Genomic DNA, 12,411 nt, shown 5'->3' with positions numbered 1-12,411 from the left:
TCGCGCCGAGCCCCGCGCAAAAGAATCAACTGAAACTATGGTCAGCCGTTTTTGCACAACTTGACGCACACAACTCGGATTGCTATGCAACGGGGTTTATTGAGTATAGTGATAATAGTAAGGGTGAGTGGACAATTTCATCTGGCGGTACCGGCGGCATTACGTGGAGTAGAGGCGATTATGTACATTTGTTTTATAAATACAACAAATGGTACGATCCCTTTGCGTGTAGCTATGGGCTAGGTGATAAGGGGAAATGTTAGGCAGCCAAAAAATGGGCAATGTGAACGCATTGCCCGTTTTAACTATCACGCTCACGCAGCCTTCGCGCGCTTACCTTCCACATCCGGCAAAAACACCGTCAGGACACCGATCAGCGGCAGGAACGAGCAGACCTTGTAGACATACCCGATGCTCGTCGCATCCGCGAGCTGGCCGAGCACGGCTGCGCCCACACCGCCAAGACCGAACGCGAAGCCGAAAAACAATCCCGCGACCATCCCAACCTTGCCGGGGATCAGTTCCTGCGCATAAACCAGGATCGCCGAGAACGCCGACGCCAGCACGACACCGATCACGACCGTCAGCACGCTGGTCCAGAACAGGTTCGCGTACGGCAACAGCAGCGTGAACGGCGCGACGCCGAGGATCGACACCCAGATCACATACTTGCGGCCGATCCGGTCGCCGACCGGGCCGCCGATGATCGTGCCCGCCGCGACTGCCGCGAGGAACACGAACAAGTGAATCTGCGCGGCCTGCACGGGCAGGTGGAACTTGTCGATCAGGTAGAACGTGAAGTAGCTGTTGATGCTCGCGAGATAGAAGTACTTCGAGAACACGAGCAGCACGAGCACGCTCATCGCGAACATCACGCGGCCGCGCGGCAGCGCATGGCGGGCCGCCTGCGCGTTCCTGGACTTCTTCGTCGCGGGATGCTGCTTGTACCAGCGGCCGATTTGCGCGAGCACGACGATCGCAACGAGCGCCGCAACCGAGAACCACGCGATGCTGCGCTGCCCATGCGGAATCACGATCAGCGCGGCGAGCAGCGGCCCGAGCGACGAGCCGGCATTGCCGCCGACCTGGAACAGCGACTGCGCAAGCCCATGCTGTCCTCCTGAAGCCATGCGCGCCACGCGCGAGGATTCCGGATGAAACACCGACGATCCGCACCCGACGAGCGCCGCGGCGACGAGCAGGACGCCGAAGTTCGGCGCGACCGACATCAGCACGAGCCCGGTCAGCGTGAAGCCCATGCCGATCGGCAGCGAGTAGGGCTGCGGGCGCCTGTCGGTGAAATGGCCGACGAGCGGCTGCAACAGCGACGCGGTGATCTGATAGGTCAGCGTGATGAGGCCGATCTGCCCGAACGACAGCGAAAAGCTCGCCTTCAGCATCGGATAGATCGCGAGAATCAGCGACTGAATCATGTCGTTCAGCAGGTGCGCGAAGCTGATCGCCCCCAGCACCGAATAGACGGTGCGCTGAACTTGGGTTGCGGCGGGCTGCGCCGACGGATTCGGGCTGGCCGATCCGGCGAGGGCGCGCTTGTCGAGGCTCGTTTCCATTGGATCGACGGCGATTGGGAGGTGGATGAGGCATGCGCAGTGCCTGGGTGGGCAATGCACAGCGGATTGTTCTTAAGCTTTTGCAACAGTGTAATGTGGCGCGCGTGAAATGTACGGACAAGGTTTGTCGCGATTCGGACATTGGTCAGGCGTAAACCGGACATGAACGCTTGCACCGAACCCGCGCAAAACGATGGACGTCAAGTGGATGTCACCGCGCCGCGACAGGTTCTTACGCGCCGCCGCCCGCCCTGTGCGCGCAATTTTTTGTCCGGTTATAAACCGTGCGAGGCGCGCGGCGGCAGACCACGCGCGCGCCGCTGGGCCGGGTTTACATCGGGGCGCACGACGCTAAAGAAACCACGCCCGAATGCCGTTGACCCTGGCAAGGTAAGCCGTGTCGCCGGACCCACCGGTTCGGCGGCGCGTTTTGAGAAAACGGGGACATATATGAAGGCAGTTTCGCTGGGCCGCCGTTCGGGCGCGGGGTTCGTACCGGATGACGAGCCGGCAGGTGGCCGTTCGCAAGGCAGCAGCAAGCGCGCGGCGGCCGGCAGGCTCAATAGCTTGCCGGTCAAAGCGACGCTGCGGCTGGCGTTCGCCGCGCTGCTCGTCGGCACGCTGGCCATCGGCGTCTTTTCGCTCACGCAGATCAGCCGCCTGAACGGCTCGACGCAATCGATCTACGACCAGGGGTACGTCGCGAGCCGCGCGGCGGAAGAGGTGCGCGCGAACGTGCTGCGCGCGAGCCGCGCGCAGAAGATGCTGCTCACGGCGACCACGGCCAAGGAGCGCGACGATCTCGGCAGCGATGTCGGCAAGGGCCTCGGCGCGATTGCCGGTGAGTTGTCGACGCTACAGCAATACACCGACGCGTCCGACAGCGTCGCGCTTGCCCGCCAAAAGAAATTTGCGACCGCGGTGTCGACCTGGAGCGACCATTTGCGCGCGTTCGTAACGCTCGTGAAGGCGCAGCCGCTCGACTTGTCGCAGATGAACTGGCAGGTCGGCATGCAGGACGTGTCGCTGCTCGTTGAAACGGAAAAGCTCGAAAAGCTCGTCGCCGAGCTCGTCGAGTCGCGCGGCACCGCCGCGAAGGCGACGATCGAAGCGTCGGCGTTCATCTTCAAGTCGTCGTTCGTGATGATCGCCGCAATGACGGTCGCGCTCTTCGTCGTGGCGTTCGCGGTCGCCGAATGGGTCGTGCGGCGGCTCACCAAGCAGCTCGGCGGCGAGCCGGCCTACGCGAAGAACATCGCGAGCCATATCGCGGCGGGCGACCTCTCGCATCCGATCGCGCTCGGCAAGAACGACCAATCGAGCGTGCTGTTCGCGCTGCGTGACATGCAAGTCGGGCTCTCGGAGACGGTCGGCGAAATCACCGCGAGCGCCGAGGCGATTGCGTCGGCGGCGGGCGAGATCTCGATGGGCAACCTCGATTTGTCGCAGCGCACGGAAATGCAGGCGGTGTCGCTCGAAAAGACCGCGGCGAGCATGGAGCAGCTCACGTCGACCGTGAAGCAGAACGCCGACAACGCGAAGCAGGCGAGCACGCTCGCGAACAACGCGTCGGAGATCGCGGAGAAGGGCGGCGAGGTCGTGTCGCGCGTCGTCTCGACGATGGGTCAGATCAACGACAGCGCCAAGAGCATCGGCGACATCATCGGCGTGATCGAAGGGATCGCGTTCCAGACCAACATCCTCGCGCTGAACGCGGCGGTCGAAGCGGCGCGCGCGGGCGAGCAGGGCCGCGGCTTCGCGGTCGTCGCCGGCGAAGTGCGCAGCCTCGCGCAACGCAGCGCTCAGGCGGCCAAGGAGATCAAGGGGCTGATCAACGCGTCGCTCGAGCGCGTCGCGAACGGCTCTCACTTCGCACAGGACGCCGGTCAGACGATGGACGAGGTCGTGAAGGCCGTAAAGCGCGTGACCGACATCATGGGCGAGATCTCGGCGGCGTCCTCGGAGCAGAGCGCAGGCATCGAAGAGATCAACCAGGCCGTCACGCAGATGGATTCGGGCACGCAGCAGAACGCCGCGCTCGTCGAGGAGGCCACGGCCGCGGCGCGCTCGCTCGACGATCAGGCGAAGTCGTTGAAGCGCCTCGTCGGCAAGTTCAAGCTGCGCTAAGTGTCACTGCGGTGTTCAAGCTCCGCCAGGTTTCACGACGACCGTAGCCGTGGTGCCCGCCGACAGCACGAGCCCGTCGGGCACCTGGTCGATATGGATGCGCACCGGCACCCGCTGCGCGAGGCGCACCCAGTTGAACGTCGGGTTCACGTCGGCAACGAGATCGCGGCTTGAGGGGTTGTCGCGATCGTAGATGCCGCGCGAAATGCTCTCGACGTGGCCCTTCAGCGTGCCGCCGCTCATCAGCAGGATATCGGCCTTGTCGCCGACCTTCACGCGCGGCAGCTTGGTTTCCTCGAAGTATCCGTAGACCCAGAACGAATGGCTGTCGACGATCGCGAGCTTCGGCGTGCCGACCGTCGCGTAGTCGCCCTGGAACACGTTCAGGTTGGTCACGTAGCCGTCGACCGGCGCCACCACGCGCGTGCGCTCCAGGTTCAGCTTGGCGGCGTCGAGCGCGGCGAGCGCCTGTTGGTACTGTGCCTCGGCGCTCGATGCGGTGTGCGACGCGTTCTCGCGGCTTTCCGTCGACACGACGAGGCTGTCGAGATCGGCGCGGCGCTTGGCGTCGTCGAGACGCATCTGCAATTCGGCCTTGCGCGCCGCGACTGCGGCCTGCGCCTGCTCGACCGCGATCTGATAGTGCGACGGGTCGATCTGCATCAGGAGGTCGCCTTTCTTGACGAACTGGTTGTCCTTGACCGGCAGCTGGACAACGGCCCCCGACACGTCGGGCGCGATGTTGACGATATCGGCGCGCACGCGGCCGTCGCGGGTCCATGGTTCGTCCATGTAATACACCCACAGCTTGTGGCCGATCAGGACCGCGGCGATGAAGATGAGGGCGGTCGCGAGAAAGCCGACGATTTTTCGGATGGTCATGATGTGACTCTAATAGCGCTTGAATCAACGATAGACGGCGAGCCCCAGTCCGCCGCACACACAGACGAGCAGGCTCGCCCGGAACAGGGATGGATGCCAGACGACGCGGTAGAGGCCGGTCCAGGCCAGGACGCGGTCGAGCGCCCAGGTCAGCGCGGCGCCGATCACGCAAAGCAGCAGGATGGTCGGCACATAGGCGTCGAGTACGGCGATTTCACGAGGCATGGTGCTCTCCCGATGGTTGCGCCGCAGCGGGACGCCGGGTTTTGCCCACGAACGATTCGAGCGGCGACTGCGGATCGAGCAGCGCCGAGCGAATGAAGTGGAGGTGGCTCAGGATGCGCTGCAATTGGCGCCGCTCGTCGCGCGGCGGCTCGAACGCGACGAGCGTTTGCTGGACGGCGGCGATCGCGTCGCCGGTCGCGGCGAGCGCGGCATCGAGGCGCTGGGCGTCCGGGCGCGAGAAGAGCGAGGTGATCGCCTCGCGCGTCTTCGCAACCGTCTTGCGCCACGGCATCGTCGCCGCGTAGCGCGGATCGCGCGGCAGCATCGCGAGCTCCTGGCGCAGGTCGATGATCGCATTGCCGACTTCGAGCACGGCGAGGAGCCAGCGCAGCGTATCGCGCCGCACCTCGGGTTCGTCCTCGGCGAGGCTGTGCGCCTGGAACGCCAGATCGCGCGTGCCGCTCTCGAAGCGCGAGCGCACCCGCTCGAGCCCCCCGTGGCACGCCATCAGGACCTGACGGCGCATGTCGGCGAACAGATAGTTGCGCAGCCACGGCGTGGCGGGCGGCAGCAGGACGGCGAACGCGATGGCCGCGACGATCGTCGACATCACGAGCGCGATCCCATCGTTCATGAAGCTCGACGGATCGTAGTTGATTACGTTGTCCGGGCCGGCCAGCGTGCAGAAGAAAATCAGGTAGCCGGCGCCGTAGCCGGCCAGGCCGCGGCGGGTCGAGAGGTAGACGCCGAAGGCCAGAAACGGCGTGAGCGCGACGCACAACATCACGAAGCCGTCGATGTGCGGATAGACGCCGAACTCGGCAATGAAGCCCGCGACGACCGAGAGCGCGATGCCGATGCCCATTTGATACGACGTGCGCGTCGGGTTCGGCGAGGAGGAGGCGAGCGCGCAGACCGCCGCCGCCACCGACACGAGCATCGTGCCGCTTGGCCATGCCGTCCTGAGCCAGAACCAGCTGAGCACGCCCATCACGATCGCGCCGCGCACGCCGGCCAGGAGCGTTGCGATGTGGTTGGTCTTCGGCTCGAAATGCTCGATCCAGCGCTCGCGCGGCTTCGCCTCGGCAGACGCGAGCGAGCCGTAGGTTCGCGCGTACTTCAGCATGTCGTCGACGAAGCGGTAGAGCAGCTCGGAGGCGGTGTCGAATTCGAGCAGCGGAAAATCGGGGCGGTTTTCGAAGGCGGCGCGCTGCTCGCGCACGCGGCGCGGCAGCGTCGCCTGGTAGGCCTCCAATTGCCCGGCGGTGTCTTGCGCATCGGCGGCGGAGTGCGCGCGCTCGCCAGACTTCGTCAATAGCGGCGCAATCTCCTTGAAGTACGGTTCGATCGCGCTGATCGCCTCGGTCGCACCGGCATCGTACAGGCGCTGCATCAGCTGATGCAGCGCGTGAAAGCGCGTGGACGCCGTCATGAATTCGCTGTTCAGGCGCGAGAGCTTGCCGGTGCGCTGGCGGGCATCCGGGCCTTCGAACTGGATGAGGCTGCGCATCGCCTCGAAGCCGACGATATCGACGAGGAAACGCGCATTGGCTTGCTCGATGTAAGTGCGGTCGGTGTGGCCCGCGAACGCCGCCGACACATATTCGGCGAATGCGGCAAAACGCGCGCGCACCGTCGTGCGCATCTGTTCGCCCGTGTGCTGCGGGAACACGAGTGCACTGACGATGCCCGCGCAGGCGACGCCGAGCGACACTTCCGAGGCCCGCGTAAGGGCCGACAGGAACGCCCCGTCAGGCGCTTGCGCAGCGGGCAGGCCGATTAGCGCCGCTGTGTAGCCCGCGAGCAGGAAGCCGTACGAACGGAAGTTGCGGTTGCGCGCGGCGCCGGCCGTGCAGATGCCGACCCAGATCGCGAGCGCCATCATGAAGAGTTCGGGCTGCTGCGCGAAAAGCCCGACGAACGTCAACGTGGCGACGAGCCCGATCAGCGTGCCGCAAAACCGATAGAAGCTCTTGGCGAGCACGGCGCCGCTTTGCGGCTGCATCACGATGAACGCGGTCGCCATCGCCGTCCTGGGCTGCGACATTTCGAGCCGCATCGCGATCAGCAGGGTGAGGAACGCCGCGAGCAGCGCCTTGAACACGTAGATCCAGGTGGCGCCGTCGGTGCGCGCCCAATCGGCGGCGATCGCGTACCAGTCGCGAAGCGTGCGGGGCGCGTGCTCGAAAGAGGAGGACGAGGGGGTGGACATGGCCGGCGCGCCTTATTGTGCAGGGGCTGCGTTGACCGGCGCCGCAGGGCCCGCCGGATTGGGCGACACCGCGTTGGCCGCCTTCGCCGCGGCCGACGACACCTTGGAAGCCACCGCCGACACCGCCCGCTGCGCGGCCGTCGTATGGCCGGGCTGCGTGTCCGCGGCGCTCGGACCGTTCGCCGGGTCGTCGAGCCCGCCGCCGAGCGCCGCCATCAGCGACGCATGCGCGACGAACTGCTCGGCCTGGATGCGCGCGACGCCTTGCTGCGCGTTGAGCCACTGTGATTCGGCGACGATCACGTTGACGTAGTCGGTGAGCCCGCGCCGGTAGCCTTCCCGCGAGAGGTCGAAGCTCTTCTTGGCCGCCGTCACGGAGCGCTGTGCGTCCTGTTCCTGCGTGGCGAGCGAGCGCATCCGCACGACCTGGTCGGCGACGTCCTTCAACGCGCCGACGATCGTCTGGTTGTAGTTCTCGACGGCCTGGTCGTAGCCCGCGGCCGCCGCGCCAAGCTCGCTGCGCCGCGCGCCGCCGTCGAAGATCGGCAGCGACAGCGCGGGCCCGGCGGTCCAGCTGCCGTTCGCCGCTTTGAGGAACTGCAAGAGCGGGCCGCCGGTTGCGTAGCCGCCGAGCGACGCCGCGAGGTTGATGTTCGGATAGAACGCAGCCTTGGCGACGTCGATGCCGCGCGCCTGTGCCGCGACGGTCCAGCGGGCGGCGACGATGTCCGGGCGATGGCCGATCAGCTCGGCCGGCAGCGTCGACGGCAAGCCGGCCGGCGCCGCCAGCGACAGCGTGGGCCGCGCGATCGACTCGCCCGCGCCAGGGCCCTTGCCGAGCAGCGCGGCAAGCTGATTGCGGTCGAGCGCGATCGATTCCTCGATCGCATCGATTTGCCGCTCGTATTCGGGGAGCGGGGCTTCGGTCTGGCTCACTTCGAGCTGGGTGCCGAGGCCGCCCGCGAGGCGCCGGTGCGCAAGCGCCGCAAGCTGCTTTTGCTGCTCGAGCGTTTGCTTCGCGATGTCGAGCAGCGCGTAATTCTTCGACAAATCGACATACGCTCGCACGACGTTGACTTCGAGTTCGAGCTGCGCGGCGCGCGCATCGGCCGCTTGCGCGTGGGCGGCGTCGAGCGCGCGCTCGAGCGCGTTCTTGTCGGCGCCCCACAGGTCGAGGTGATAGGAGAGGCCGATGCTCGCGGTGTTGTTCCACGTGTCCGTGTTCGCGAGCGTACCCGGGCCGTAAAAGAGCGGGTCGCCCGGCCAATGTTCGCGCTGCACCGACAGGCTGCCGTTGACCTGCGGCGCCAGGGCCGCCTGGGCGCGGCCGGCCAGCGCCTGCGCTTCGCGCACGCGCGCCTGCGCGGCCGCGAGCGTGGGACTGCCCGCACGCGCGGCTTCGACGAGGGTGTTCAGCTGCGGGTCGCCGTAGGCGCGCCACCAGTCGACGGCGGGCCATTGGGCGTTGGCGTTGGCGGCGCGCACGGCGCTGCCGATATCGAACGAGGAAGGGTCGGCCGCCTTGCTTTGCGGTGCGATGCCTCCGGTACTGGCGCACCCGGCGATTATTATTGAGAGTGCAAGAAAGGCGAGCGCGACGCTTCCTTTTGCTACCGGAGACTGCACGATTCTGTCCTTAAACGAGTATATAACGCTATTGGTAATTATATTTTTCGAGAGATTATCGAATAACCAGTAAAAATGTAATAGTTCTTTACGGATGCTGAGACAAACGATATTTCAGTTTGTGTAACAATCGGCCGGAACTCAGGGGGGATAGTATGGACACGCTGCAAAACATGCGCGTATTCGTCCGGGTCGTCGAAGCGGGGAGCTTCACGGCCGCCGCGCAGCACTTGAATACGACGACCGCCCACGCGTCGCGTGCGGTATCCGATCTCGAAACGCATCTGCGCACGCGGCTCCTGAACCGCACGACGCGCCGCATCGCGCTCACCGAAGCGGGCGAGCGCTACTTGCAGCGCTGCGAGCAGATTTTGGCCTACGTCGATCAGGCCGAGGCCGAGGCGAGCGAAGCGCACGCGAATCCGTCGGGGAAGCTCAAGATTCACGCGATGAGCAGCTTCGGCATGCATTATGTCGTGCCGGCGATCGGCCGCTACCGGCAGCGCTACCCCGATGTCGACATCGACCTGACGCTCGCGAACCGCATCCCCGATCTGCTCGACGAAGGCTATGACGTGTCGCTGGTGCTCGGCTTCGACTTGCCGGATTCGGGGCTCGTCTCGCACCGCCTCGGCATCGCGTTCAGCGTGGCGTGCGCGGCGCCGTCCTATCTCGAGACGCGCGGTGTGCCGAAGGTCCCCGCCGATCTCGCACATCATGATTGCCTGCATATGGTCGCGCCGATGTTCGCGGCCGGCAAATGGACGTTCGACGGGCCCAACGGGCAGGAGACCTTTTCCCTGCCGCCGTCGACGTTCCAGGTCAACGTCGCCGAGGCGATGGCGATGGCAGTGCGCGAAGGCTTGGGCATTTCCGTCCTGCCGACCTACTCGGCGATTCAATGGCTCAAGAGTGGGGAACTCGTGTGGATTTTGCCCGAGTACACGTCCCAGCCGATGAACATTTATGCGCTCTATCCGTCGCGCCAGTATCTCGACGCGAAAATCCGCACCTGGGTCGATTTCCTGCGCGAGGAGCTGCCCGCGACGCTCGCCGCCGATCAGGCGGCACTGCGTCAGCTTGCCCGGACTTGAGTGGCGATGAGATGAACCGCCCCCAACGCTCACTTTCGTTCGCTGTTACAGCATTGCCATGCGGCAACACTTCTTTACGTCTTGCCGGCAGCCGATTTGCTACCGTGTCGTGACTGCCTGCACATCGAAAGAAGGGAACTCATGGATACGCATCTGCTGATCGGCGTTGCCGTCATGTTCGGTCTAATCGGAATCGCCGCATCGCGCGACTTGCTGCGCCGCCTGAAACCTGTGCCGCAGCTCATGCTGGTTCCCGTGCGTCGCGCGTTCAAGCGCGCCACGCGATAAGTCCAGGCTTAGATCTCGACGACCTTGTCCCACGCGAATGCCGGATTCTCCAGCCGGCGCGTTCGGCGGTCGACGTAGCCGCGCGGATTGCAAACGACCCGCGTGCCGTTCACCGTGTAGTCGAACGCGGTATGCGTGTGCCCGTGAATCCACAGCGCGACCGGCGCGCGCACGAGCTGAGGCAAGTCGCTGACGAATCCCGCCGACACCAGGTCATGCTCGTAACGCGCCGCAAGGCTCAGCCGATGCGGCGCATGGTGCGTGACGACGACCGTTTTCCCGCTGAATGGCTTTGCCAGTTCCGCTTCGAGCCACGCGCGTGCGTGGCGGTGCAGCGCGAGCGTATCGGCTGGCGTGAAGTCGCGCGGGGCGCCGGTGCTAAATGTGCCCACCTCGGTGCCCACCTCGGTGCCGGCGCCGGGCCACGCCACCTGAATCAGTCCGCGAAAATCGAGCATCACCTTTTCGGCTGCGGCGATCGATTGCGCGCGCTCGTCGTCCGTAGCGCCGAACAGCGCGAAGTCGGTCCATAGCGTCGTGCCGAGCACGCGCCAGCGGCCTTCCGGGTCGATCAGCGTGCTGTTGTTCAGGTAGTGCACGTTGTCAACGCAATGGGCCGCATCGCGCATCGCCGTTTCGAGCGCGCCGAATTCGCCGTCGTAATACTCGTGGTTGCCGGGCACGTAGACGACCGGCACCTGCGCGTCGAACGTCTCGGCGGCCCAGCGCAGGCCTTCCGCGTGATTGTGGATATCGCCGGCCAGCACGACGAGATCCGCGCTCGCGTGCGCGACCACCTCGGGCTCGTCGCATTCGAGATGCAGATCGGACAACACGCGGATTTTCACGGGCGCATCTCCTGCCAGTCGGTGTCGTTGGGGGCCGGTTTGCAGCGTCGGCGCCAACGCTTTAGCGTAGCACCTTGCCGGGGTTCATCAGGCCGAGCGGATCGAGTGCCGTTTTCACCGCCTGCATCAGCCGCACTTCGACCGCTGATTTGTAGTGCACGGCTTCGTCGATCTTCAATTGCCCGAGGCCGTGCTCCGCGCTGATGCTGCCGCCGTGCTTGTGCACGCTGTCGTAGACGATCCGGTTGATCGGCGCTTGATGCTCCGCGAGAAAGGCCCTGACGTCGCCGCCTTCCGGCGCCTGCACGTTGTAGTGCAGATTGCCGTCGCCGAGGTGGCCGAACGTGACCATGCGCACGCCCGGTAGCGCTTCCGCGATCGCCGCGTCGGTTTCGTCGATGAACGCGCCGATTCGCGAGATCGGCACTGCGATGTCGTGCTTGATGTTCAAACCTTCCTCGGCTTGCGCGAGCGGAATGTGTTCGCGCAGGTCCCAGAACGCGCGCGATTGCGCGAGATTTTCGGCGACGACGGCATCGGCGACGAGCCCTTCCTCCAGCGCGGTTTCCATCAGCCGCTCGAAAATCGCGCGCGCGTGCTCCTCGCTCTCGCTGTCGGACAACTCGAGCAGGACGATCTGGGCGTGCGCGGCGTCGAACGGATAACGCAATTGCGGGAAGTGCTTGCCGACGAGCCGCAGGCAGAAATCCGACATCAATTCGAAGCCGGTCAGAAGCGGCCCGGTGAAGCGCTGCGTGAGCGACAGGAAATCGAGCGCGGCGTGCGGCGATTCGAGCGCGGCAAGCGCCGTCACGCGCGCGGCCGGCTGCGGGTGCAGCTTCATGACAGCCGCCGTGACGATACCGAGCGTGCCTTCCGCGCCGATGAAGAGATCGCGCAAGTCGTAGCCGGTGTTGTCCTTGCGCAGGCCGCGCAGGCCGTCCCAGATCTCGCCTTGCGGCGTGACCACTTCGAGGCCGAGGCACAGCTCGCGCGCGTTCCCGTAGCGCAGCACGCCGGTGCCGCCCGCATTCGTCGCGAGATTGCCGCCGATCGTGCAACTGCCTTCCGCGGCAAGCGACAGCGGAAAAAGCCGGCCGGCTTCCTGCGCGCGCGTCTGGACCTCGGCGAGGATCACGCCGGCTTCGACGGTGATCGTGTTGTTGTGCGGATCGAGCGCGCGCACGCGGTTCAGGCGCGCGAGGCTCACGACCGCTTGCGCGCCGCTCGTGTCGGGCGTGGCGCCGCCCGCGAGCCCCGTGTTGCCGCCTTGCGGCACGAGCGCGACGCGATGCGCGACCGCGAGGCGCACGATGGCCGCGACTTCGTCCGTGGTGGCCGGTCTCAGGACGGCGCAGGCGGCGCCGTTGTAGCGGCGGCGCCAATCGGTCAGATAGGAGGCAGTGTCGTGCGCATCGGTCAGCACGTGGGCCGCGCCGATCGCGTCGCGGCACGCCGCGACGAAAGCCTGCTGGGAGGCGTTGGCGGAGTCGGTCATGCTGCCTCCCGCCCCATGCAAAGCAAGTGAGCGTGGGGGC

General features: G+C 65.7%; 11 protein-coding genes. 4 read left to right on the top strand and 7 right to left on the bottom strand.

From position 1 onward, the window contains the following. Positions 1-263, top strand: a 263-nt coding sequence (locus J3489_RS34580; protein ID WP_207005321.1) for a hypothetical protein, incomplete at its 5' end; no start/stop codon positions are given. 51 nt (positions 264-314) lie between these two features. Here J3489_RS34580 and J3489_RS34575 read toward each other — a convergent pair. Further along, complete coding sequence (locus tag J3489_RS34575; protein WP_207005320.1) at positions 315-1,571, bottom strand: MFS transporter; 1,257 nt, start codon at positions 1,569-1,571, stop codon at positions 315-317. A 450-nt stretch (positions 1,572-2,021) separates the two neighbouring features. Here J3489_RS34575 and J3489_RS34570 point away from each other — a divergent pair, with 450 nt between their 5' ends. After that, positions 2,022-3,698 (top strand): methyl-accepting chemotaxis protein, encoded by a 1,677-nt coding sequence (locus J3489_RS34570; protein ID WP_207005319.1) that lies wholly within the window; start codon positions 2,022-2,024, stop codon positions 3,696-3,698. Positions 3,699-3,713: 15 nt separating this feature from the next. Here J3489_RS34570 and J3489_RS34565 read toward each other — a convergent pair whose 3' ends face one another. The 4 genes from J3489_RS34565 to J3489_RS34550 are packed head-to-tail and all read right to left on the bottom strand — an operon-like array spanning position 3,714 to position 8,643. After that, positions 3,714-4,580: an efflux RND transporter periplasmic adaptor subunit gene (locus J3489_RS34565; protein WP_207005318.1), complete on the bottom strand. Its 867-nt coding sequence runs from the start codon at positions 4,578-4,580 to the stop codon at positions 3,714-3,716. Positions 4,581-4,604: 24 nt separating this feature from the next. Then, complete coding sequence (locus J3489_RS34560; RefSeq protein WP_207005317.1) at positions 4,605-4,805, bottom strand: DUF1656 domain-containing protein; 201 nt, start codon at positions 4,803-4,805, stop codon at positions 4,605-4,607. After that, positions 4,795-7,017, bottom strand: a complete 2,223-nt coding sequence (locus J3489_RS34555) for an FUSC family protein (protein WP_207005316.1) — start codon at positions 7,015-7,017, stop codon at positions 4,795-4,797. The genes J3489_RS34560 and J3489_RS34555 overlap by 11 nt, the downstream gene beginning before the upstream one ends. Positions 7,018-7,029: 12 nt before the next feature. Next, positions 7,030-8,643, bottom strand: coding sequence for an efflux transporter outer membrane subunit (locus J3489_RS34550; protein ID WP_207005315.1), 1,614 nt, complete (start codon positions 8,641-8,643; stop codon positions 7,030-7,032). Positions 8,644-8,798: 155 nt separating this feature from the next. On the opposite strand from J3489_RS34550, the gene J3489_RS34545 reads away from it, so the two are divergent. Together J3489_RS34545 and J3489_RS34540 are read left to right on the top strand one after the other, a co-directional pair. Continuing rightward, positions 8,799-9,737: a LysR family transcriptional regulator gene (locus tag J3489_RS34545; RefSeq protein WP_207005314.1), complete on the top strand. Its 939-nt coding sequence runs from the start codon at positions 8,799-8,801 to the stop codon at positions 9,735-9,737. A gap of 141 nt (positions 9,738-9,878) precedes the next feature. Then, complete coding sequence (locus J3489_RS34540) at positions 9,879-10,025, top strand: hypothetical protein (protein ID WP_207005313.1); 147 nt, start codon at positions 9,879-9,881, stop codon at positions 10,023-10,025. Positions 10,026-10,033: 8 nt separating this feature from the next. On the opposite strand, the gene J3489_RS34535 is transcribed toward J3489_RS34540, so the two are convergent. Beyond that, the gene (locus J3489_RS34535) at positions 10,034-10,873 is read right to left on the bottom strand and encodes a metallophosphoesterase (RefSeq protein ID WP_207005312.1); all 840 of its coding nucleotides are present in this window, start codon (positions 10,871-10,873) and stop codon (positions 10,034-10,036) included. Between the two features lie 61 nt (positions 10,874-10,934). Further along, on the bottom strand, positions 10,935-12,371 hold the full coding sequence (locus J3489_RS34530; RefSeq protein ID WP_207005311.1) for an FAD-binding oxidoreductase: 1,437 nt from the start codon (positions 12,369-12,371) through the stop codon (positions 10,935-10,937). Between the last annotated feature and the right edge of the window lie 40 nt (positions 12,372-12,411).

Origin of the sequence: Trinickia mobilis (genome assembly GCF_017315705.1) — a bacterium.
Taxonomy (GTDB): Bacteria; Pseudomonadota; Gammaproteobacteria; order Burkholderiales; family Burkholderiaceae; genus Trinickia_A; species Trinickia_A mobilis.
Note: the sequence above shows the minus strand (reverse complement) of the source record. Positions and strands in the feature narration are given on the sequence as shown.